Consider the following 23,003-nt stretch of genomic DNA (forward strand, 5'->3'; position numbering starts at 1 on the left):
TAGAGATACAAAAGATAAGGGTGAGAGGAGAAAGGCTCATGATTAAACATATTGTTATGTGGAAGCTAAAGGAAACCGCTGAAGGCGCAACCAAAGCAGAGAATGCGTATAAAATAAAGACGCTGTTAGAAGGTCTAAAAGATAAGATTGAAGTCATCCAATCTATTGAAGTGGGGATTAATATTGAGCCTTCTGAAACAGCGTATGATGTTGTCCTATATTCAGAATTCGAGGATGAACAGGGACTCGAAGCGTATCAAATTCATCCCGATCATCAAGAAGCAGGGAGCTTTGTTAAAAAGGTGGTCACGGAACGTGTCGTGGTAGACTATAGGGCATAGCCTACATATTGAAAAAGGTGGCCATAATAAAACGCTCAGATTTAACGAATCTGAGCGTTTTTTGTCTCGTTTATTAGCAATAATGTAGAATATAGTGGCCTTTGAAGAAACGCGCCGGCTGGTTATTCAAATTCGTGAGAGAGACGGACCATAAGGGCAGCCATCTCGGCACGAGTTGTCGGCGCTTTCGGTCTAAAAGTACCGTCACTAAAGCCGCCGAATACATTGTTTTCTTTAACCGAAGCAATTGCTGCGTAAGACCAAGGAGCGGTGTCCGGGTTCACGTCAGGAAAAGGATGGGTGTCCGACAATTCACTTAATTCGAATAAGCGTTTGAACACAACGGCTAGTTCCTGTCTTGTAATAGGATCGTTTGGCTTGAACAATCCTTCCGTTTTACCAGCAAAAATGCCGTGTTGTTTGGCGATCTCTATGGCAGAGTATCCCCACATGTCTTCAGTCACATCTTGGAACGAAGGATTTGAGATACTTTCCTCCGCTTGCAGGTTCATGGCTCTAACGAGGATCGTGGCAGCTTCTCTTCTGGTGACCTGATCGCTTGGTGCGAATTGTGTTAACGTTTTTCCAACGATCCAACCGTTGTATTCAACACGCATGACGCTTTCTCTAGCCCAGTGATCGACAGACACATCCTCGAATCGTTTACCGTCTAACCACAAACGATAGTACTGCCATATACTTGAGTTTTCCTGGCCTAGGCTCCAGCTACCTGTTCCTTTAATATTGTACTCATGGACGAGATCTAGTTTTTGTCTGATTAACGTATCATCATCGAACCATAACTCGTATTGCCCTGGAGATAGGGGATCAGACCAAGCGTGAATGTTGAAATCTTCGTCATTTTCAGAGACTGTAAATGTTGCCTTTGAACCTCTGTCACCTACACGTTCGACGTGGGCGTCAAAATGATCGACGAGTTCATTCACTCTAAACAAAGGGACACCTGATCCTGTGATCGGTGCAGGCTGGGTTTGTTCTTGGTTAGGGCTGCTTTCTTCACCGTCTGCCTCTTCACCGCTATTGCTTCCAATCTCACTCTCATTCTCACTATCATGCCCTGCTTCTGTCTCGTTGTTGGTTAAGTCCTCTTCACGAGCGTCGTCTTGGTTTTCATTCATGTCAGGTGTCTCGGTCTGCCACAAACGACCGTAGAAGGGTAGCCCTAACACGATTTTGTCTCTATGTACACCTTGATCTAAGGCATATTGGATGGACTGTTCGGTGAAATTGTAACTAGCGACAGGACCTGGTTCACTTCCTGCGGAGTGCTCATCATATGACATGATCATCAAGTAGTCACTATGCTGAGCGAGCTTAGCATAATCATACATGCCGTGCCAGCCCGTTTCCCAACCTCTAGGGTTGGCAGCTACTGCAACAGAAACTTCAAGCTCCGCTGGTATGACTTCTCGTAATAAGCGAACGAATGAAGTGAAATCGTCACGGTGGGTGTGATTTAATCCTTCAATGTCCACGTTGATACCGTCCAACTGATACGTCTCAACAGCTTCAGCAAGATCATTGACGAGCGTTTCCATGTTTTCTAGCGCGTTTTCGCCCGACGTTCTATCCCAATGGTTACTCAAGAAAGGGACGACTTTAACCCCTCTGGCATGCATCTCTTCTATGAAACTCGTATCTAGTTTTGAGGTGATCTCAAGCTCGCCTTCAGAACTAATGTCAAAATAGTTGGGAGACACAACGTCTAAAGCTTCTTGTGTTTGCTCTACCGTTTCTACATATGCTGATGTACTCGGATAGTGGATGTACGTCATGTTAAACCGGCTGTCCTCAGCATGTCCGTTTGACACCACCACAGACGTTGAAACTAGTAGGATAACGATGACAGCTGAAATCAGTTTGACAATGTTAATTCTCATATCCTCTCCCCTTTTCCTTTTAGGCATTCTACTAAACTACTGAATGACTAAAAAATCTTCACTACTACTATTTTGCAAAATTTAGTAGCAAAGCACAATCATTTTTTACTAAAAGTTTTGTCAATCTATGGAGATTTTCAGATTAAATGTTAATATGATAAAAACAGACGAGTCACATCGGAGTAGCTCATTATCCATATATTCAGGAGGGATACGATGCGAATGAGAGAGATAACAGAAGAGGATGCACAAGCATACTTGGCGTTTAACCGTGCGTTAGTAAAAGAATCGGATTACCTTTTACTAGAACCCGGTGAGCAAACCATGAATATTGAAGAACAAAAGCGTAGAATTAACAAAATGTTGTCAATGGATCGTGCTACGATTATAGTAGCTGAACAGGCGGATCATATCATTGGCCAAGGGACAAAGAAGCATTCTCTAGTAGTAAACGGGGCGTACGTTGACGAGTATGTTATGGCAAAACTGGTTTAGGCATGTGTTTTATCTCAAACAAGCATACCCAATAAGGATCATAAGGAGAGAGCATGATGAAAGATACAATAATAAAAGAAATCAAACGCATCGAACAAGAGAAGGACGTGACTATTCTTTTTGCCTGTGAGTCTGGGAGTCGGGCATGGGGGTTCCCTTCAAAGGACAGTGATTATGACGTGCGGTTCATCTATGTTCATCGACCTGAATGGTATTTATCCATTGACGAAGGAAGAGATGTCATTGAGTTACCGATCGATGATTTACTCGACATCAATGGGTGGGATATACGTAAGGCACTGAAACTATTCCGCAAGTCAAACCCTCCACTGCAGGAATGGCTAAGGTCAGATATCATCTACTACGAACGTTATTCTTTTGCAGAAAAGCTGAAAGGATTAAGCCCTCGCGTTTTTTCACCTATTTCTTGTACGTATCATTACCTCAGTATGGCACGGGGGAACTATCGTGAGTTTTTACAAGGGGACCAAGTCAAGATTAAAAAATACTTCTATGTGCTTAGGCCAATCCTGGCTTGTCAATGGATTGAAAAGCATCACACAATGCCACCGATTTTGTTTCAAGACCTCGTCAAGGACCTCGTGCCTAAGGGACACTTATATGACGAAATTCATAACCTCTTAGAGAGAAAGATGGAGGGGGATGAGCTGGATTTTGAGCCTAGGATTGATGTGATTAATGAGTACATAGAAACACAGATTGAACATATCGATCAATTCGTTAAAGGTATTCAATTTAACCAAGATGATCCTACTGAGCAGTTAAATAAGCTATTCAGAGACACACTGCACGAGGTGTATCAATTTAGTAGTAATCCTTAAAAAGGGGAACGGTGAATATATGAAACATTTATTTGAGTATAATTGGCAGGTCCGCGATGAGTGGTTTGAGAGATGTCGTACACTTTCTCATGAAGTGCTCCTTCAAGAGCGTCAAGGCGGTGTAGGCTCTATTTTAGAGACATTGTTTCATATCGTTGATGTTGAATATAGTTGGATTCGAGCGATGAAGGGGTTACCAGATCTTGCGCCTCACTTTGAGGATTATAAAAGCTTAGAGCAAGTGAAGGCACTTTCTGAAAACTATCGTCAGGATATTATAGCAATGATAGATGCTTGGGATAACGAATGGACCTATAAACCTGTCCAGGCCTCATGGATGGAAGGCACGTTTTACTGTGGAGAAGTGATAAGGCACTTAATTGCTCATGAGATCCACCACGTTGGACAGTTGTCCGTGTGGGCTAGGGAACTCGGTCTTGAGCCAGTGTCTGCTAGTTTTATAGAAAGGGACCTGATGCAAAAAGATTAAATGAGGTACAAAAATAGAGAGGAAGCTGCTTTTCAAAGACAAGATGTCATGTAATGAGCCTTTTAATATCTTTTATTATCAATGTGAGTATGGATGAGGTGAGGGTGTGCAAATCAGGAATTTTAAATTCATGGGTCATAAAGAGGTCACACGCCTGTTTCGAAGCAGAGGTATCTCAGATTTTCACACGGCCGTTGATTATGTGTCAGCATTACCTTACGGGCGTAACAGTGACCGTGGGGACTATACGCTTGTCTTAAAAGAAGAAAAAGGCACGTGCAGCACTAAACATGCGTTACTGGCTCAGGTATGCATAGAACACGGTATAGAGGATGTTCAGCTAGCGATGGGCATCTATAGAATGAGTGAAGATAATACACCCGGTGTGGGCGTTGTGTTAGACCAACACGAGATTGACTATATCCCAGAGGCGCATTGTTATCTTATTTATAAGGATATGAGGTTCGATTTTACCAGCCCAGACATGAGCGATGCTATCACTTCCCAAGTGATCTATGAGGAAAGAATTAGGCCAGCGGATATTGCCTCATATAAATTACAAGTGCATCAAAAGTATATTCAAAAATGGGTTCAAAAGGCCCTTTCCCATTATAATTCTCAGGATATTTGGGAGATTAGGGAAAAATGTATTAAGGCTTTGTCCCATCGTTAATCTATCGTTGGGAATATGGAGGTGTGCTGAGTGACATGAGCGACATAACTGCAAGATGTGTAAGAAACAGGTGAAAAACATGTTATCATATATAAAGGAGTATAGGATATCCATAATATCAATGATGAATGGGGAATTGAGATAAAAGTGAAGCGCTTAGTAGAGTTTATCATTCTGACGATTGGCTCGATGACTGTGGCAGCGGGACTTGAACTCATATTAGCACCCAATGAGCTTGTCGATGGGGGCGTTACAGCAGTAGCCATTATGACTAACGCCGTGTGGGATATTCCATTATGGGTGATTTTCCTCATGTTAAATGTCCCTATGTTAGTGTTTGCTGGTCGGTATATGGGTAGGAAGTTTGTCATTCGCAGTCTATACGCTAATGTGATCACCACCCTTTCACTGATTTGGTTAGCGCCGAAGCCACCGATTACAACGTCCGAGATCTTGATTGTGTTATATGGTGGTTTTCTACTCGGTGTCGGCATAGGGTTAGTCGTCAAAGTCGGGGGTGCCATTGACGGGACAGAGATGTTAGCTATTTTCTTAAATAAAAAATATCACATCCCGTTCAGTACGTTCTTATTCGGCATAAATGCGATTATTTTGTGCATCGCTGCCTTTGTTTTCTCAATCGAGCATGCGATGTTCTCTATCGCGGTATTTTTTATCGTCACCAAAACAGTAGATTTTATATTAGACGGTCTCAATCAGGAAAAAGCGATTATGATTATCTCTCGTAAACCGGAGGAAGTAGGGGAACGACTGATTAGGGAGTTGGACGTGCAATTAACATACCTTCACGGAGAAGGGGGTTACTCCAACGAGCCGAGAAAGACGATCTACTGTATTACCAATCGATTTATGTACCCCAAACTAAAAGAAATGGTGCTGGCTATCGATTCAGAAGCTGTCCTAGAGGCTTCCTCTGCCACCGAAACAACCGGTGTGAAGCATAAGCGATTTCATCACATCTAGATAGACGATACATCACCATACATATTTAAAATGATAATTGACAAGTAAACCTGCCACGTGTAATCAAATATGGCAAATAGAAAAGGTCTTGAAAACGATTTAATGATCTATTATAATAGTAATTAAGAACTAAATATTGGTCCTATTTTTTACGGATTGTGACTGTTCGGCAGGCGATACCTAGATTGAAACGACAATAATGACCACATAGATGGGTCGTATTCTCGTTTCAGTTTGGGTTTTTTTTATCTCATTTTATCCAGACTGAGAGTAGGTGAATTTATGAACATAAAAAAAATCTTCAACAACAACGTCGTTTTGTTAGAAGACGACAATCAACAGGAAATGGTTGTGATGGGCAAAGGAATAGGGTTTAACAAGAATAAAGGTGAGGAAATTGATTTCTCAAAAGTAGATAAAAAGTTTGTCTTATCAAAAAGTATGTCCGATAAACTCGTAGATTTAATTCGTGACATTTCACCTGAACATTTGCATCTATCTAATTTGATTATTGAACAGGCCAAAAAAGAGTTAGATGTCCCTCTGAACGACAATATTTATATTACACTAACCGATCATATCAGCTTTGCGCTATCACGTATAAAAGAAGGTTTAGTGATCAAGAACGCGCTGTACTGGGAAGTGAAGAAATTTTACACAAAAGAATATGAAGTGGCACTGAAAGCGAAAGACATCATTGAAAAGGAAATGGCTATTGTATTGCCAGAAGATGAAGCCGCTTCCATCGCTTTACATCTTGTTAATGCCCAGCAGGGTGAACAAGACATGGAACAAACCGTGACCATGACACAGATTGTCACAGATGTACGGAGTATCGTCAAATACCATTACGGGATGGACATGGACGAAAATTCTATAAACTACAGTCGGTTTATGACCCATTTACGTTATTTTGCTTACCGTATATTGCGTGATGATTGGGTAACTGAAGAGGATGATTTTCTTTACCATCAAGTCAAGGCGAAGTATCCAGAAGCTTACCGCTGCGTGCAAAAGATTGTGACCTATCTTGAGACCCATTTTGGCAAGGTCCCAACGAAGGAAGAACAGGTATATTTTATGATTCACATTCATCGTGTGACGAGTAGAGAAAAAAAGCATACGACATGATCAATAAAGGGATTGTGACTGTTTGGCAGGCGAAACCTGAATTGATGCTATAAACGAGGACGAGTTGGTGTAGACTGTCCTGTTATGAGCATCAGTTCAGGTTTTTCTTTTGGAGAAGTATCTCCTATAGACTTATCTAACTGAGACACAGATGGAGAGACATTAAGGGGGGAGCATGATGAGTAACAACAAACAATTAGCACAAGACATACTGAAGGAAGTTGGGGGCGAAGAGAATGTTTCCAGTTTAGTGCACTGTGCGACGCGATTAAGATTTAAGCTTAAGGATAACCAGAAAGCAAACAAGCAGGTGCTAGACAATCATGAGGGGATATTAAGTGTCGTGGAGAGTGGTGGACAATTTCAAATTGTGATTGGTAGTCATGTATCACATGTATATGAAGACATTAAAAAGCTGATGAATTTAGATTCGTCTGAAGATAACCAGACCCAAGACAACAAATCAAAAGCAAGTATAGGGGCCCGTATTTTTGAGTTTATTTTAGGCAGCTTTTCTCCATTAATCCCGGTTCTTGCCGGTGCAGGAATGCTAAAGGCCGTGGTCATAGTGTTAGAAATGGTGGGATGGTTATCTCCTGGAAATGGCACTTATTCTATTTTATCTGCAGCAGGGAATTCTGTTTTTTATTTCCTACCGATCATGCTTGGCATAACCGCATCGATGAAATTGGGTGCGAATCCTTATGTAGGGGGGGCTATAGGCGCCGCGTTGCTTGAACCAGATTTCGTAGGGTTATTAGAAGGTGGTGTCACAAGTTTCTTAGGAATTCCGGTGGTGATGATGGATTATTCATCATCTGTCTTTCCCATCTTTATTGCCATTGGTATTTATGCTTTTCTGGAAAGATTGCTCAAGAAAATCATTTATAAAGATGTCCAGCTATTTGTCGTTCCGATGCTATCTCTAGCTATTATCGTTCCTTTAACAGCCATTGTTTTTGGACCGTTTGGGGTAAATGTGGGGAATGGCATCGCCACAGGTATCAATTATCTCATTGATGTAAGCGGCATCATCGCCGGCGCAATTTTAGGTGGGGTGATGACATTCCTTGTCATCTTAGGCTTGCATTGGGGGATTGTCCCTATCATATTGGAAAATCTTGCGGTAGCGGGTGGCGATCCTATAAGTCCTATGTGGGCCGCAGCGACATTTGCACAAATGGGTGTTGCCGTCGGTATTTTTATCAAAGCGAGAGAGAAGAAGCTTAAAACATTAGCGGGCTCCACAACAGCGCCGGGGTTACTAGCAGGGGTGACAGAACCGATCATTTACGGTATCTTGTTACGTTACAGACGGACATTGCTGTATGTGGTGCTTGCCGGTGCCGTTGGGGGTGCGATTAACGGTTCAATGGGGATCATGTTGCAGGCATTTGCCTTCCACAGCATTTTTTCCATTCCCATTAATACTCCTTCTTTGTTGTATATGTTGGGTGTCGGTACCTCTTTTGCATTGGGCGTTCTCCTCGTTGTATTGTTTGGATTTGAGAGCAGCCATTCACAAGACGTTGACAACCAAGAAGGAGACAATCCAGCAAAGAAATCAACCTTAAAAAATAAAGAGGTGCTTGCCAGTCCGATGCACGGGAAGGTAAAAGTGTTAAGTGAAGTGAATGACCAAGTGTTCTCCTCAGGTGCGATGGGAAAAGGGATGGCCATTGAACCGACAGAGGGACGAGTTGTTTCACCTGTTAATGGCACGATTACCTCACTGTTTCCGACAGGTCATGCGATTGGCATCACATCTGGAGGTGGTGCGGAAATTCTGATTCATATTGGTCTTGATACTGTTCAATTAGAAGGCGAATATTTTAACTCATTAGTAAAAGAAGGTGATGAAGTCAAACAGGGGGACTTACTGATTCAGTTCGATAGGCAAAAAATAATAGAAGCCGGTTACGAATTGACAACCCCTGTCATTGTCACAAACGCTGATCGCTACCTAGACATTGTCGAAACAAACAAAAACAAAATTCATGAAGAAGAGGATTTACTTACGATCATAGTTTAATCAAAACGAAGAAATCGAAAAATACCTCATAGGAGTGGATGATTATGATGAAAAGAGAAACCAGTCTACCTCACAACTTTTTGTGGGGAGGTGCTGTAGCAGCTAACCAGGTTGAAGGCGCTTATAATGAAGATGGAAAAGGATGGGCTATCACAGATGTGGTCAAACGCGTGAAACCCGAAGACAGGAGGAAAATGGCTTTTCCTTTCCCGACAAGTGAAGAAGTGAAATCTTTTATGGAAATGGATGATGAACATTTCCCTAAGCGCTACGGTATCGATTTCTATCATCGCTACAAGGAGGATATCGCTTTATTTAAGGAACTAGGGTTCAAAGCCCTTCGTGTTTCAATAGCGTGGACACGTATTTATCCTAATGGTGATGATGCCGAACCGAATGAAGCGGGGCTGAAGTTCTATGACAACTTATTTGATGAATTATTAAAAAATGATATTGAGCCTATCGTCACATTATCGCACTACGAAATGCCACTCAACCTTTCTTTAGAATACGGAGGTTGGACGAATCGCAAGCTTGTGGATTTGTTTGCTCAATACGCAGAGACAGTCATGACCCGATATAAGGATAAAGTAAAGTATTGGATTACCTTTAACGAGATTAACTGTATCTTAATGTCGCCTTATATCAGTGCGGGGATCCTGCGAGATCAGGTGGCAGAAGAGGATCTGTTAGAAGCGCAATACCAAGCTGCACACCATCAATTTTTGGCCAGTGCCAAAGCGGTGGAAGCGTGCCATCGACTTATTCCCGATGGTCAAATTGGATGTATGGTCATTGGGATGATCAATTATCCGAATAGTCCTCACCCTGAAGACGTACTAGAAACCCTTTACGATCAGCGCAAAACCTTTTTCTTTACCGATGTTCAAGTACGGGGACATTACCCGATGTATATGCAACGCTTCTTTGAAGAGCATGGCATCGAGATTAAAAAGCAACCAGAAGACGATCAGATATTACAAAACAATCTTGTCGATTTTATATCCTTTAGTTACTATATGTCTTCTGTGTCAGCTAGACCTGGAGCGGGTGGGGAAAGCGCAGCCGGTAATCTGTTAACAAGCCTTAAAAATCCGTATCTAGAAGCGTCTGATTGGGGATGGCAAATCGACCCTGTTGGGCTACGCCTCATCATGAATATGTTTTACGAGCGTTATGAAAAACCGTTATTCATCGTAGAGAATGGACTAGGTGCCTTTGATAAGGTCGAAGATGATGGTCGTATCCATGATGATTACCGTATCGAATACCTCAGACAACATTTGACCCAAATGAAAGAAGCCGTAGCCGATGGTGTAGAGCTGTTAGGCTATACAGCTTGGGGGCCTATTGATTTAATCAGCTTCTCAACCTCAGAAATGTCTAAACGTTACGGATTTATCTACGTCGACCAGGATGATGACGGCAATGGTACACTAGAGAGAAGTAGGAAGGATAGCTTTTACTGGTATCAAAAAGTGATCGCCACGAACGGGGAAGAGCTTTAAGCAATGATTATGTGAACGTTAAGCGTGTAGCGCAGGAAAACTTTAATACACGTTAATATACGCTGTTACAATTAAGAAAAGAGACTAGATCGTCTAAGATTTAGTCTCTTTTTTGCTAGCACTTATCCATGTTTATATATTGAGTATTATCAATTAGGAAAAGCGGTAAGATAAGGGAAGCCATGCCAGGTCGAGATCAGGCTGCGGAAAACCCTTATAGCTTAGCCTTCCGTGTTCTGAGCTTGTTCCTTATCTAATACGTCCTGTACCACATCACGGATCGTGACATGTCCTAGCGCTTTTTCCATAGCTTTTTGTGCCGTCGTAAATAAAGAGCCGATCGTATCCTGTATGTGCCGACCTACTGGGCAAGCAGGATTTGGATTTTCATGTACACCAAATAACGCTTGATCTTGGACCACGTTGACCGCTCTATACACGTCTAGTAGGGTGATCTCGTCTAGTTCTTTGGCTAGTTCAGCACCGGCCACCCCAGGGCGGACCTTGACTAAATCGGCTTGCTTGAGCATGCCTATTATCTTTCGAATGAGAGCAGGGTTCGTGTTTACGCTCCCGGCAATAAAGTCAGATGAATTGACCCCTTCTTTGTTGACTTCTAATAGCGTTAATATATGAATGCCGACAGCAAAACGACTGCTGATGGACATATTCAGTCACCTTCCTTACACATATTAAAAAGAATGTAGATGTATCTATTCTCTTAGTTTCTCGTTCGCTTTTAGCTCTCCCTATTATACCTTAAAACGGCTTAAGGATATAAACTGACTTAAAATGTTGACAAAGGCTGACCCTGTAATTACACTTATTACATGTAATCATAATGGTTACAATTACAAAAAACAACTGTTAAGTGAAGGAGGATAATAAGATGAAGATTGGGATTATTGGCGCCAGTGGTAAAGCAGGGCGTCTTATTATGCAAGAAGCGCTCCAAAGAGGACATAACGTGGCCGCCATCGTGAGAAACGCATCCAAGGTGGAGGATCAACAGGTACAAATCTTAGAAAAGAACATTTTTGACTTGAAGTCCGAGGATATTAAAGAGTATGACGTCGTCGTCAATGCATTTAATGCCCCATTCGGAGAAGAGCATCAACATGTAGAGGCGGGTAAAGTGCTAATTGAAGCACTTAAGGGCGCCTCTGAGACGAAATTAGTTGTCGTGGGTGGCGCTGGAAGCTTGTTCGTGGATGAAGCTCAAACGACGCGCCTCATGGATACACCAGAATTTCCAAAAGAGATTTATCCGACGGCTTCTAATGCGGGTAAAAACCTAGAAGACCTGCAAAACACAAGTGGTATGCAATGGACCTATATCAGTCCTGCGGCGTTCTTTAACCCAGACGGGAAAAGAACGGGCACATACCAAAAAGGAAAAGACCAACTGATTGTCAACTCAGAAGGAGAGAGCTATGTCAGCTACGCTGACTTTGCCATTGCCGTTTTAGATGAAATTGAAAATCCACAACACCTAAACGAACGTTTTACCGTTATTAGCGAAAAGGAGTAAGTTATAAGCTGGTAGGTAGCGTCGTACGCAGAGCCTCCCCGTACACAGAGCTGACAGGAAGGGGCCTGATACGCAGAGCTGACGAGCAGGCCTTCATATGCAGATAAAAGGTGAATGAAGAGATACGAGGAATACCATTGGCTTTTGTGCTAGTGGTATTTTTTGTTTGGCTTCTGTCATAAAACCATAGCAGCGGATGTACATATATCACATAGCCCCTTTTTAAGAAACGGTGTTTCGTATGACAAAACACAAAGGAGGTGTCGTGATGGTCACAGCCCAATTATATACCGCACTCCAAACTCACTTTCCGCACATTAGTATAAATGAAAATCTCGAATCCCCGTCCGTGTATGGAAACGATGGCAAGGTGACCGTTTATCCTACCACTGAGAAAGAAGTCCAATGTGTCCTGCAGTATGCCCACCAACATGGCATGAAGGTAAACGTCAAGGGTGGTGGGACCAAAAGCGGATGCGGCGGCCTGGTCCAAACGGCCGACATATTGTTATCCTTAGAACGCATGAAGGGCATCGTTGAGCATGCGGTTGGGGATATGACGGTCACCGTCAAAGCAGGCACGACATTTTACGAACTGCAACAGTATTTAAGTAAGGATTATCAAACGGTGCCTTGTGATCCCGCCTGGCCGGAAAAGGCTACTATAGGGGGCATCATTGCCGCCAACGATAGCGGTCCTAAGCGATTGGGATATGGTTCCGCCAGAGATACTGTCATCGGATTGCGCGTCGTTTATCCGGATGGCAGAATCATACGCACAGGTGGCAAGGTAGTGAAGAACGTCGCCGGTTACGATATGAACAAATTGTTTATTGGGTCTATGGGCACGTTAGGTGTCATCACCGAAGTCACGTTGAAACTGCGTCCTGTACCCAAATATGAAAGCGTGACCCTGGTCGCTTTCCCTCAAGGTCGGACAACGGATATCCACTCGTTGATCACAGCACTACAAGACACCCACATTGAACCTGTTTCTTTAGAACTTTTTAATCCCACACTCGCGCGACGATTAACAGGGCAAAGGCGATGCACACTCGCCATCAGTTTCGAAGATAACGCAAGCGCAGTGCATGCTCAAGAGGCACTCCTCCAAGACCTCCTACCACCGACAGCGTCTATCTCTGTCCTTACACAAGAGCAAGCTCGAGCCTGGTGGCAAAAAGTCTATGCCCTTCAGCCGCATGGTGCTGAGTCTAAGTCCTCGCCCTCTGATACGCTTTCTGATCAAACTGATGCCGTGTTAAAAATTGGCGTAAAAGCAATAGATGTCATCTCGTTTCTCCAGGACATAGACCAAGCCGCAGTCATCAATGAGTCTTTAAACATTGAAGCGCATGGAAGTGTAGGACACGGTTTGTGTCTGACTATGCTTAATGGAGATACATCGTCTGTCCTCAATGCTATCCATGTGATTCGTCAAAAGGCCATCGACCGAGGCGGTTATACCGTCGTCAAACATTTGCCGTTTGCTCTGCGCAGACAAATCGATGTCTGGGGTGATCCACCATCTACTTTACCGCTGTTACAAGGCATTAAATCGAGCATTGATCCCAAGCGCATACTGAATGATCAGCGATTTGTAGGAGGGATTTAAGATGAATAATCAGGCAAAAGACGAGGAACGTACTGTTCATTCTAAGTATTCCCTGGGCAATTACCTGTGGAGAGACCCGCCTGATGAGAATAAGTGGGCGGACTGTGTCCATTGTGGTATGTGCTTAGAATCCTGTCCCACGTATGAGCTAACCGGGCAGGAACAGCACTCGCCTAGAGGGCGCGTGCATCTGATCAAGTCTGTTGCAGAAGGCAAAATCGAGGTCAATGAGTCATTTACGGACCCTATATTTGAGTGTCTTGATTGCCGAGCGTGTACAACGGCGTGCCCAGCCGACGTTGATGTCGGTGGCTTAATAGAGGAAGCACGAGGTCAGATCCGCCAGGCGATGCCTTTAAAAGGGTGGAAAAAAATGGCTAACAACTTATTCTTGCATCATCTGTTTCCTCATCCTAGGAGACTCAATACCCTAGGCAAGCTCTTAAAATTTTATCAGCAGAGCGGGTTAAGAACCCTAGTGAAGAAAACAAAACTCTTACACATCATGCCCTCCCATCTGATCAATATGGAAGCGGTCATGCCTGAGATAGGAGGGTCCGTACGTGACAGATACAAGGGGCAAAAAGTCATTCCTGCTGAAGGGGAGACGAAGCACGAAGTCGCCATGTTAACGGGGTGTGTGATGGACGTCATGTTCGGGGATATCAATCAATCGACGATCAATGTCCTCACGCGAAATGGCAATGCTGTGACCGTCCCCGAAAATCAGACCTGTTGTGGGGCCCTTCATGTCCATGCTGGAGAACGGGAGATGGGGCGAGCATTGGCTAAGCAAAACATTGAAGCCTTCGAGGAAGCTGAAAAGGTTATCGTCAATGCAGCCGGGTGTGGGAGTATGCTGAAGGAATATCCGGCACTCTTTCGAGAGGAGCCGGGGTGGCGAGAGAAAGCGGAGCATTTTGCTCAAAAAGTGGAGGATATCTCTCAGTATCTACATGACACCGGCTATCAAGTGCCCCGCGCCACCTTAAATGAAACACGCTTAACGTACCATGATGCCTGTCACTTGGCACACGGGCAAGGGATTCGTCAAGAACCTCGAGAGCTCCTTCTCGACATACCAGGGGTGGAGATGGTGCCCATGGCTCACGCTGATCGTTGCTGCGGAAGCGCTGGCATATACAATATCACCAACCCTGACACAGCAGGTGACGTTTTAGATTTGAAAATGGACACAATCCCTAGGGACGTCGAATGGATCGCAATGGGTAACCCCGGATGTATGCTACAAATGGCGGTGGGTATACACAAATACGGGCGAAATCAGAGGGTGGTGCATACCGTCCAACTTCTAGATTGGGCTTATCAAAAAGAGGACGGACAGGAGCAAACCAACAAATGGGTGCCACACGATGAAAAAAGGGGGGAAGGGCGTGCGTTTTAAAAGGAAGTCAAAAGATCCTCATATTCAAAACCTAGCGGCGATCGTCGGTGAGCGTCACATTCTGTACAAAAAAGAAGACCTCCTCGCTTATGACTGTGACGGTTTCACCATTCACCGCCACCTCCCTAAAGCGGTCGTGTTCCCTCAAAATACGGCAGAGGTCGCTCGAGCGGTCAAATACTGTCATGATCATGACCTTCCGTTCCTGGCACGCGGCGCAGGTACAGGGCTAAGTGGTGGGGCTGTCCCCCTAAACGGTGAAGTGATAATCAGCCTGGTGCGAATGAAGCGTCTACTCAGTGTTGATGTGGAAAACAGGCAGGCGGTCGTAGAGCCAGGATTTGTTAATTTAAAGCTGACACACGCCGTCTCAGATCAAGGCTACTATTATGCTCCTGACCCGTCTAGCCAGTACTGCTGCACGATCGGTGGAAATGTGGCTGAGAACGCGGGTGGCGCTCACTGTCTTAAATACGGGGTGACCACGAATCACATTTTAGGACTCGAAGTGGTCTTACCTAACGGCGATGTGATCGCGTTAGGCCAAAACGGGATTCCTGATGAGCCCGGCTACGATTTACTGGGGCTACTCACAGGTTCCGAGGGGACACTGGGTATCGTCACCAAAATCACCGTACGGATTCTGAAAGAACCTGAAGCGAAAAAGACGGTGTTAGCCTATTTTGACAATGTCGCCGATGGGAGCCAAGCGGTATCGGACATTGTATCGGCCGGTATCGTCCCCGCCGCGCTTGAAATGATGGATCAGGTCGCCATCGAAGGTGTCGAGGCCGCAGCGTTCCCCGTTGGGCATCCCAAGGATATTGAAGCCCTGCTTTTAATTGAAGTGGATGGCATCGCAGCGGGGATTGAGGAACAAGTACAGGAGATATTGGAAGTATGTCAAAAGCGACAGGTACGAGAGGTAAAAGTGGCCCAGGACGAACAGGAGAGGGCGAGATGGTGGGCTAACCGGAAGACAGGGTTTGGCGCCATGGGGGCTATCTCTCCAGATTATCTCGTCCAGGACGGTGTCATTCCGCGTAGCAAGTTACCTGAAGTGTTACAGAAGATTAATGAAATCAGTGAAGCTTACGGCCTGCGCATCGCCAATATCTTTCATGCCGGTGACGGTAATCTGCATCCACTCGTCCTCTTTGATGCCAGAAAGCCGGGAGAAACGGAAAAGGCCCTAAAAGCGGGCAGTGCCTGCTTACAGGCCTGTGCCGATGTAGGAGGCACGATCACGGGTGAACATGGCGTTGGTATTGAGAAAGTAGATGAGATGCGTATGGTGTTTAACGAAGAGGAGATCAACGCTCAAACGGATATAAGAGACGTGTTTAATCCCAAGGGGCTATTAAATGCGGGTAAGCTTTTTCCCACACCGGGGCGTTGTGCAGAGGTCAAGCAGGAAGCAAAATCGGTGTAATCCCGTTAGTGTGCATGGGTGCAATAAGCGACAGAGTGAATGAGAGAAATCTTGTAGTCATATCTTTCAGAATGGAGGAGAAAAAGATGACAACGTATGTTCAGGTGGGTCAACTACAGGTCGCAGAAGACCTTTATCATTTTATTAATAGAGAGGCATTACCAGGGAGCGGGGTAGACCAAGCTCAGTTTTGGCAACGATTTGAAGCCCTAGTACGCGAGTTAACCCCCATTAATAAAAAGCTTTTACAGCGGCGGGAAGAGATACAAAACAAGCTTGATGCTTGGCACAAAGCAAACCAGGGCCAGGTTCAAGACGAGGCGTATCGGTCATTTTTAAAGGAAATCGGCTATCTCGAACCGGATGTTGAGGGTTTTGAGATCACCACATCCAATGTGGATGACGAAATAGCGAAACAAGCAGGACCGCAGCTGGTCGTTCCTGTCAACAATGCACGTTACGCTTTAAATGCGGCCAATGCTCGCTGGGGGAGTCTGTATGATGCGTTGTATGGCACAGATGTCATTAGTGAGGAGAACGGAGCAGACAGAACGACGTCCTATAACCCTACGAGAGGTGACAAAGTGATCACCTACGCACGCCAATTTTTAGACGAGATTTTCCCTTTACAATCAGGCTCCCACAAGGATGCACAGCAATATGCCGTCAAGGAAGGCACTTTACAGGTCACTTTAGATGACCAATCGACAGTGAAACTCGAAGATGAATCTGCATTTAAGGGCTATCAGGGGGAGAGCGATTACCCAACGGCAATCTTATTAAAGAACAATGGCCTGCACATTGATATACAAATCGATCGCACACACCCTATCGGGCAATCCGACAAAGCCGGAGTCAAAGATATCCTGATGGAATCGGCCTTGACGACGATAATGGACTGTGAGGACTCTGTCACCGCTGTAGACGCAGAAGATAAAGTGGGGGTTTATCGGAACTGGTTAGGCCTGATGAAAGGGAATCTCACATGTACGTTTGCCAAAGGAAATAAAGAGGTCACGAGAAAACTCAACCCTGACCGCACGTATACATTGATAGACGGATCAACGCTGACGCTTCCGGGACGTTCACTGATGTTTGTTCGAAATGTTGGTCACCTCATGACCAACAATGCGGTGCTAGATCACAACGGTGAGGACATACAGGAAGGGATCCTAGATGCCGTTGTGACAAGTCTTATTGCTAAGCATTCACTGCTGGAAGGTCAGAGCACCTATCAGAATTCAAGGGAAGGCGCCGTGTACATCGTCAAACCGAAGATGCACGGGTCTGACGAAGTGCAGTTCGCCAACCTCCTCTTTGACCGCGTGGAGGATATGCTCGGATTAGATAGACATACGCTGAAAATTGGTGTGATGGATGAAGAGCGTCGCACCTCTTTAAACTTAAAGGCGTGTATCAAACAGGTGAAAGAGAGAGTGGTGTTTATCAACACCGGTTTTCTAGATCGGACGGGTGATGAAATTCACACATCCATGGTAGCAGGGCCCGTCATACGGAAGAATGACATGAAGACATCGAAGTGGCTTCAGAGCTATGAAGCCTCTAATGTCAATATCGGGTTACAGAGCGGCTTTAGAGGGCGAGCGCAAATCGGTAAAGGCATGTGGGCTATGCCTGATCTTATGGCGGACATGATGAAGCAAAAGATAGGCCAACTCCATGCGGGGGCCAATACAGCTTGGGTCCCTTCACCGACGGCGGCCACTTTACACGCGCTCCATTATCATCAAGTCGATGTCCATGAAGTACAAGAAACTCTCGTCAACCCCGACCAAGATTATCGCAGAGAGCTTTTAGACATCCCTCTCGCCACTGAAACAAACTGGTCCAGTGATGAAATACAAGAGGAGTTAGACAATAACGCCCAAGGCATATTAGGCTACGTGGTACGCTGGGTGGCGCTCGGCATCGGGTGCTCGAAGGTCCCTGACATTAATCACGTCGCGCTCATGGAAGATCGGGCGACATTACGTATTTCTAGCCAACACATGGCAAACTGGTTACAGCATGGCATCGTCACAAAAAAACAGGTGCTTGACACGCTTAAGCGTATGGCCAAAGTCGTAGATGAACAAAACGCGGGTGACCCAGCCTACCAGCCCATGTCCCTCGATTATGAACGATCCATCGCTTTTCAAGCCGCCTGTGACCTCGTATTCAAAGGTGCTGAGCAGCCTAACGGCTATACAGAGCCCATTCTGCATCAGAGAAGACTTGAAGCAAAGCAAAGAGCAGCAGAACAACGGTCATCATCGTTTAGCTAAGTGTCGTCCTTAAGTGTAGTATCTAGTATGACTTCTTTTGTCACACTGTTGGACGAAGCACCACATAAAGCAGGGAGATGAACACTTGTGCCAAGAGAGAATATGGTTAAGTCCGTAGGTCGAGCGCTAGATATCGTTTATCTCATCAGCTTGAAAAAAGAGGGCCTAGGTGTCACAGACATTGCCAATCAGATGGATATTAATAAGAGCTCCGTATATCGTCTTTTATCCACACTCGTACAATACGGCTATATTGAGCAGGATACGGAGACAGGAAAATACAAACTGGGTTATACATGCTTGGAACTCAGTGCGAGTCTATTAGAATCGATCGACTTAAGAGCGGAAGCCCAACCCTACTTAAGGAAGCTAGAAGAGGAAACGAATGAAGTGATTCACCTTGTGGTTTACGATCAAGGGGAAGTGGTTTACATCGAGAAGCTAGAGGGCAATGAAACCCTGCGTATGCATTCCAAGGTCGGCAAGCGGGCGCCCATGCATTGTACCTCGGTCGGTAAGGCTATCCTTGCCCATCTGCCGCCCCAGGCTGTCATAGATATTCTAGAGAGAAAAGGCATGCCTAAGCATACCGAGTATACGATGATCGATAAGGATGCGTTTATCAAAGCGTTAATAGAGGTAAAAAAGCAAGGCTACGCACTAGATTTAGAAGAGAATGAATACGATATTCGCTGTATCGCTGTCCCCATTTTTGATCATGCTAGGCATGTCATCGGTGCCGTTAGCGTATCAGGTCCCTCTGTGAGAATGACTCATGATAGACTTGAGCAGCTACAGCCTTTGATGATTGAAACCGGTCAACACATTTCTAAGAGACTTGGTTTAAGGTAAGCTCGAGAGCTAGCGTTGTCCCGAACGACGCTAGTTTTTTTATACAGGTCACCAGAAGAGCTAGTACTAATGTTAAGGCCAGGTGCATACAACATAATAAGGCATCATGGCGTGATCACGATTATCCAGTACTCATTTACCGCTTACATTTTTCTAAAAATTCAAAAAGTGGTGGTCGTGTAGGGTGGCTTCATAATGAGTCAACTTGTGCGACGAGGAAGAAACGAGGTTTCTTCATAACAAACAAAGGAAAGGATGTTTGACATGTTCAATGAGAAAGGAGCGTTTGACTTATGAGTACGGGAATGTTGGCTTTCTTATCACTTCTACCGATTTTAGTGGTGGCTATTTTTCTTGTCGGGCTCAGGTGGCCGGCAAGTAAAGCGATGCCGATTTCATATGTGGTCGCTGTTTTACTTGCCCTTTTTGTATGGCAAGTACCCGGGGCGAATGTAGCTGCCGCTTCAATCAATGGTCTCGTGGTAGCTGGTACTTTACTGTACATTATCTTCGGGGCTATATTACTCCTGAATACATTGCAGGAAAGCGGCGGTCTTAAAACCATCCGCCGAGGGTTTACCGATATCTCACCAGACCGGCGTATACAAGTCATTATTATTGCTTGGTTGTTCGGTTCTTTCATTGAAGGGTCGGCTGGGTTCGGGACGCCGGCAGCGGTAGCGGTCCCATTACTGGTCGGGTTAGGATTCCCAGCCATGGCCGCTGTCGTTTCAGGCATGTTAATCCAAAGTACACCGGTGTCATTTGGTGCTGTAGGAACTCCGATTCTAGTCGGTGTCCAATCGGGGTTAGACCAAGCCGGGATTACAGACAACCTACTCGTCTTAGTGACGGATATCGGAGCAAAAGTGGCCCTGCTTCATATGGTGGTCGGCACCTTGGTCCCCTTAATTGTCGTCGCCTTCATGACGAGATTTTTTGGCAAAAATAAGTCTTTCTCAGAAGGGGTTAAGGTGTGGAAATTTGCCTTGTTTGCTGCCTTTGCGATGACCCTTCCTTATCTCATTGTGGCTAACGTCTTAGGTCCTGAATTTCCTTCCCTGGTCGGTGGTTTAGTGGGGCTCTTAATCGTCGTGACGGCTGCTAAAAAAGGTTTCCTCATGCCATCGAAAGAGGAAGCGTGGGACTTCGAAGCGAGATCGAAGTGGGACCCCGAATGGACGGGAAGTATTGAAATTAAAGATATTGCTCATAAAAGCGGGCACATGAGTATGGTTCGAGCGTGGTCCCCTTATATCCTTGTAGGGTTGTTTCTCGTGTTAACCAGATTAGAATCCCTTCCGTTTTTAGAGTGGATGCAGGCTTGGACGGTGTCTATCCCCAACATGTTTGGGACAGAGATTAGTGCCAGTTTTCAACCACTATACTTACCGGGGACGATTTTTGTGATCGTATCACTCATCACCTACTTTGTTCACGGTATGAGTGTAAGCGCATACAAGAAAGCGTGGGCTCAATCCGGTCAAACGATGATTGCAGCGTCCACAGCCCTTATATTTACCGTCCCCATGGTGCAAGTGTTCTTAAATTCTGGTGGGGGTGCAGCAGGCTTTGAGGGCATGCCGATTGAGCTGGCCAACGGTGTGGCCGCTCTGGCCGGTGAATACTGGCCTCTGTTCTCATCCTTTATCGGAGGCTTGGGCGCCTTTATAGCAGGGAGTAACACCATCAGTAATATGATGTTTTCACTCTTTCAGTATGACGTTGGTTCTCAGATTGGGGTAGACCCGACATGGATTGTGGCGCTTCAAGCGGTTGGGGGTGCAGCAGGAAACATGATCTGTGTGCATAATGTTGTCGCAGCGTCGGCCGTTGTCGGCTTAGTGGGTAAGGAAGGCGCCGTTATTAGAAAAACGTTAATCGCGTTCCTCTATTATGCACTGATGGCCGGTTCGATCGGGTACGCCATCGTCTGGTATGCACAAAAAGGTTTATTCAATATTGGGTCCGGCATCGCTGTAGCCATGGCCATCGTTGCTATCTATATCATAGCGACTAATCATAAAAGAGTTTAGCAGATGTAGGAGGATAAGATTAGGGCGCATACGAGTAGAGGGTGAGGCTCATCAGTATCTATCAAACAAAAATATTAAATTATTGATTGACAAACCAAGCCTTACTCCCATAGTATAAATTGAGTGAAGAAAAAAGAATACGAGCGGATGATAACTGTGGGAGAGTACGAGTGGACGGCTAGTGTTGCCCATTCGTCGCCGAAGGAGCAAATCTCTAAAAGATAAGAGATGAATCTCTCAGGTCAACAGACTACAGTTGGACGCAGCTCTGGAGAGTGCTTGTGAACAGTTTAATGAGCTGACTCGCAAGCCACCCAAGGGGTAGGCCTTTTACGATGGTTTGTCAATGATCATGGTTCACATATAGCAGATGATGTGAGACCATATAAAAGGCTAAACTTTCAGGTCAAAGGACAGAGAAAAGGGTTCATGAATGTGATGATGACACCTTTTTTTCTGTCCTTTTTTGCGCTTTTATTTAATATCAAAATCATACCGTTGTGAAAACAGAGGTTTTATCTAGTGGTGGTGTCCGACTTAACAAATTTTCTTTGAAGGTTGCGATAACACGATAATCATTCAACAGCTGAGGAGGTTTGTACCATGGTTTGGGATGTATTGAATGTGATAGGAACGATCGCTTTTGCTATGAGTGGCGCACTTGTAGCCATGGAGGAAAAGTATGACATTGTGGGCATTTATATTTTAGGGTTTATCACCTCCTTTGGTGGAGGCGCCATTAGGAATTTATTTATCGGGATTCCGATTACAGAGTTATGGCAGCAAACAACCCTATTTACCATCGCAATAATCACAGTCACTGTTATTTTTGTTCTACCGCGTCATATTATGGGCCATTTACGCAAATGGCATATTCTTGATGCTGTCGGATTATCTGCCTTTGCTATTCAGGGGGCTATGCACGCCTTAGCGATAGAGCTCCCGTTAGTAGCCATTATGTTTGCAGCCGCTATTACAGGTGCGGGTGGGGGGATCCTGCGTGATGTTCTTGCCCAGCGTAAGCCTTTTGTACTGAAACAAGATATTTACGTGTTATGGGCTGTCTTAGCTGGTTTCGTTATTGGCATGGGTTGGGCCACTGCACCTTATCAGTTGTATCTCTTGTTCGGATTCATCGTCTGCTTAAGATTAGTATCCGTTAAGCACCAGTGGGCACTCCCCACACGAGCCGTTTAACGGCTATAACAGAGGCTAGAGTACAATTGACCACGTCACCGTCTAAGAGTCATTAATCAGAAAGGATAGCAGAATAAACATCAATATATATTTGATTTGGATATGTTTCTCGGAAGGAGTTGTAACCCTTTTATCGAACATATCTATATAACTCATTAATCAGTTTTATATCTGAACGGAAAGTGGGGCAAGACAGCGTCACGATCCGTTCTCATCTGTTTATCTTTTTGTGCTTTTATGTTTCATACAACAT

The 23,003-nt window shown here is 44.9% G+C and carries 19 protein-coding genes and 2 riboswitches; of the genes, 17 read left to right on the forward strand and 2 right to left on the reverse strand.

Annotation, left to right across the window (positions count from 1 at the left end; translation table 11 throughout):
• The first annotated feature begins 38 nt into the window (after window positions 1-38).
• A complete protein-coding gene (locus JKM87_RS02380) occupies window positions 39-341 on the forward strand; it encodes a Dabb family protein (RefSeq protein ID WP_202077492.1) in 303 nt (100 codons plus the stop codon).
• A 122-nt stretch (window positions 342-463) separates the two neighbouring features.
• Here the strand turns inward: JKM87_RS02380 and JKM87_RS02385 are convergent, their stop codons facing one another.
• A complete protein-coding gene (locus JKM87_RS02385; protein WP_202077494.1) occupies window positions 464-2,242 on the reverse strand; it encodes an S-layer homology domain-containing protein in 1,779 nt (592 codons plus the stop codon).
• A 216-nt stretch (window positions 2,243-2,458) separates the two neighbouring features.
• Between JKM87_RS02385 and JKM87_RS02390 the strand changes: the two genes are divergently transcribed.
• From JKM87_RS02390 to JKM87_RS02425, 8 genes are all read left to right on the forward strand, one after another.
• Window positions 2,459-2,737: a hypothetical protein gene (locus JKM87_RS02390; protein ID WP_202077496.1), complete on the forward strand. Its 279-nt coding sequence runs from the start codon at window positions 2,459-2,461 to the stop codon at window positions 2,735-2,737.
• A gap of 56 nt (window positions 2,738-2,793) precedes the next feature.
• A complete protein-coding gene (locus JKM87_RS02395) occupies window positions 2,794-3,579 on the forward strand; it encodes a nucleotidyltransferase domain-containing protein (RefSeq protein WP_202077498.1) in 786 nt (261 codons plus the stop codon).
• Window positions 3,580-3,598: 19 nt separating this feature from the next.
• Complete coding sequence (locus JKM87_RS02400) at window positions 3,599-4,069, forward strand: DinB family protein (RefSeq protein ID WP_202077500.1); 471 nt, start codon at window positions 3,599-3,601, stop codon at window positions 4,067-4,069.
• A gap of 130 nt (window positions 4,070-4,199) precedes the next feature.
• The gene (locus JKM87_RS02405) at window positions 4,200-4,742 is read left to right on the forward strand and encodes a hypothetical protein (protein WP_202077502.1); all 543 of its coding nucleotides are present in this window, start codon (window positions 4,200-4,202) and stop codon (window positions 4,740-4,742) included.
• Between the two features lie 147 nt (window positions 4,743-4,889).
• Entirely contained in the window at window positions 4,890-5,726 is an 837-nt protein-coding gene (locus JKM87_RS02410; RefSeq protein ID WP_202077504.1) for a YitT family protein, read from the forward strand.
• Between the two features lie 282 nt (window positions 5,727-6,008).
• Complete coding sequence (gene licT, locus JKM87_RS02415) at window positions 6,009-6,857, forward strand: BglG family transcription antiterminator LicT (protein ID WP_202077506.1); 849 nt, start codon at window positions 6,009-6,011, stop codon at window positions 6,855-6,857.
• A gap of 178 nt (window positions 6,858-7,035) precedes the next feature.
• The gene (locus tag JKM87_RS02420; protein WP_236838506.1) at window positions 7,036-8,889 is read left to right on the forward strand and encodes a beta-glucoside-specific PTS transporter subunit IIABC; all 1,854 of its coding nucleotides are present in this window, start codon (window positions 7,036-7,038) and stop codon (window positions 8,887-8,889) included.
• Between the two features lie 44 nt (window positions 8,890-8,933).
• A complete protein-coding gene (locus JKM87_RS02425) occupies window positions 8,934-10,397 on the forward strand; it encodes a glycoside hydrolase family 1 protein (protein ID WP_272899161.1) in 1,464 nt (487 codons plus the stop codon).
• A 221-nt stretch (window positions 10,398-10,618) separates the two neighbouring features.
• Here the strand turns inward: JKM87_RS02425 and JKM87_RS02430 are convergent, their stop codons facing one another.
• Window positions 10,619-11,065 (reverse strand): Rrf2 family transcriptional regulator, encoded by a 447-nt coding sequence (locus tag JKM87_RS02430; RefSeq protein WP_202077510.1) that lies wholly within the window; start codon window positions 11,063-11,065, stop codon window positions 10,619-10,621.
• Window positions 11,066-11,286: 221 nt separating this feature from the next.
• On the opposite strand from JKM87_RS02430, the gene JKM87_RS02435 reads away from it, so the two are divergent.
• The 8 genes from JKM87_RS02435 (at window position 11,287) to JKM87_RS02470 (ending at window position 22,750) form a co-directional block, all read left to right on the forward strand.
• A complete protein-coding gene (locus JKM87_RS02435) occupies window positions 11,287-11,928 on the forward strand; it encodes an NAD(P)-dependent oxidoreductase (protein WP_202077512.1) in 642 nt (213 codons plus the stop codon).
• A 241-nt stretch (window positions 11,929-12,169) separates the two neighbouring features.
• The gene (locus JKM87_RS02440; RefSeq protein ID WP_236838507.1) at window positions 12,170-13,543 is read left to right on the forward strand and encodes an FAD-binding oxidoreductase; all 1,374 of its coding nucleotides are present in this window, start codon (window positions 12,170-12,172) and stop codon (window positions 13,541-13,543) included.
• 1 nt (window position 13,544) lies between these two features.
• Window positions 13,545-14,948: a (Fe-S)-binding protein gene (locus JKM87_RS02445; RefSeq protein ID WP_202077513.1), complete on the forward strand. Its 1,404-nt coding sequence runs from the start codon at window positions 13,545-13,547 to the stop codon at window positions 14,946-14,948.
• A complete protein-coding gene (locus JKM87_RS02450) occupies window positions 14,938-16,380 on the forward strand; it encodes an FAD-linked oxidase C-terminal domain-containing protein (protein WP_202077515.1) in 1,443 nt (480 codons plus the stop codon). The genes JKM87_RS02445 and JKM87_RS02450 overlap by 11 nt, the downstream gene beginning before the upstream one ends.
• A gap of 86 nt (window positions 16,381-16,466) precedes the next feature.
• Window positions 16,467-18,665, forward strand: a complete 2,199-nt coding sequence (locus JKM87_RS02455) for a malate synthase G (RefSeq protein ID WP_202077517.1) — start codon at window positions 16,467-16,469, stop codon at window positions 18,663-18,665.
• An 87-nt stretch (window positions 18,666-18,752) separates the two neighbouring features.
• A complete protein-coding gene (locus JKM87_RS02460) occupies window positions 18,753-19,517 on the forward strand; it encodes an IclR family transcriptional regulator domain-containing protein (RefSeq protein WP_202077519.1) in 765 nt (254 codons plus the stop codon).
• A gap of 293 nt (window positions 19,518-19,810) precedes the next feature.
• Window positions 19,811-21,553: an L-lactate permease gene (locus JKM87_RS02465; protein WP_202077521.1), complete on the forward strand. Its 1,743-nt coding sequence runs from the start codon at window positions 19,811-19,813 to the stop codon at window positions 21,551-21,553.
• Window positions 21,554-21,700: 147 nt separating this feature from the next.
• A riboswitch (glycine riboswitch) is annotated at window positions 21,701-21,816 on the forward strand.
• Window positions 21,817-21,819: 3 nt separating this feature from the next.
• Window positions 21,820-21,972, forward strand: a riboswitch (glycine riboswitch).
• A gap of 184 nt (window positions 21,973-22,156) precedes the next feature.
• Window positions 22,157-22,750 carry a trimeric intracellular cation channel family protein gene (locus tag JKM87_RS02470; protein WP_202077523.1) on the forward strand — a complete coding sequence of 198 codons (594 nt, stop codon included), beginning with the start codon at window positions 22,157-22,159 and terminating at the stop codon, window positions 22,748-22,750.
• Window positions 22,751-23,003 lie beyond the last annotated feature (253 nt).

The sequence above is a fragment of the Caldalkalibacillus salinus genome (assembly GCF_016745835.1).
In the GTDB taxonomy this organism is placed as follows: domain Bacteria; phylum Bacillota; class Bacilli; order Caldalkalibacillales; family JCM-10596; genus Caldalkalibacillus_A; species Caldalkalibacillus_A salinus.

Excerpts from the sequence above, each read along its gene's own strand:
- JKM87_RS02380 (WP_202077492.1), top strand. The coding sequence starts at position 39 with ATGATTAAACATATTGTTATGTGGAAGCTAAAGGAAACCGCTGAAGGC.
- JKM87_RS02385 (WP_202077494.1), bottom strand. The coding sequence starts at position 2,242 with ATGAGAATTAACATTGTCAAACTGATTTCAGCTGTCATCGTTATCCTA.
- JKM87_RS02390 (WP_202077496.1), top strand. The coding sequence starts at position 2,459 with ATGCGAATGAGAGAGATAACAGAAGAGGATGCACAAGCATACTTGGCG.
- JKM87_RS02395 (WP_202077498.1), top strand. The coding sequence starts at position 2,794 with ATGAAAGATACAATAATAAAAGAAATCAAACGCATCGAACAAGAGAAG.
- JKM87_RS02400 (WP_202077500.1), top strand. The coding sequence starts at position 3,599 with ATGAAACATTTATTTGAGTATAATTGGCAGGTCCGCGATGAGTGGTTT.
- JKM87_RS02405 (WP_202077502.1), top strand. The coding sequence starts at position 4,200 with ATGGGTCATAAAGAGGTCACACGCCTGTTTCGAAGCAGAGGTATCTCA.
- licT (WP_202077506.1), top strand. The coding sequence starts at position 6,009 with ATGAACATAAAAAAAATCTTCAACAACAACGTCGTTTTGTTAGAAGAC.
- JKM87_RS02420 (WP_236838506.1), top strand. The coding sequence starts at position 7,036 with ATGAGTAACAACAAACAATTAGCACAAGACATACTGAAGGAAGTTGGG.
- JKM87_RS02425 (WP_272899161.1), top strand. The coding sequence starts at position 8,934 with ATGATGAAAAGAGAAACCAGTCTACCTCACAACTTTTTGTGGGGAGGT.
- JKM87_RS02430 (WP_202077510.1), bottom strand. The coding sequence starts at position 11,065 with ATGTCCATCAGCAGTCGTTTTGCTGTCGGCATTCATATATTAACGCTA.
- JKM87_RS02435 (WP_202077512.1), top strand. The coding sequence starts at position 11,287 with ATGAAGATTGGGATTATTGGCGCCAGTGGTAAAGCAGGGCGTCTTATT.
- JKM87_RS02440 (WP_236838507.1), top strand. The coding sequence starts at position 12,170 with ATGACAAAACACAAAGGAGGTGTCGTGATGGTCACAGCCCAATTATAT.
- JKM87_RS02445 (WP_202077513.1), top strand. The coding sequence starts at position 13,545 with ATGAATAATCAGGCAAAAGACGAGGAACGTACTGTTCATTCTAAGTAT.
- JKM87_RS02455 (WP_202077517.1), top strand. The coding sequence starts at position 16,467 with ATGACAACGTATGTTCAGGTGGGTCAACTACAGGTCGCAGAAGACCTT.
- JKM87_RS02465 (WP_202077521.1), top strand. The coding sequence starts at position 19,811 with ATGAGTACGGGAATGTTGGCTTTCTTATCACTTCTACCGATTTTAGTG.
- JKM87_RS02470 (WP_202077523.1), top strand. The coding sequence starts at position 22,157 with ATGGTTTGGGATGTATTGAATGTGATAGGAACGATCGCTTTTGCTATG.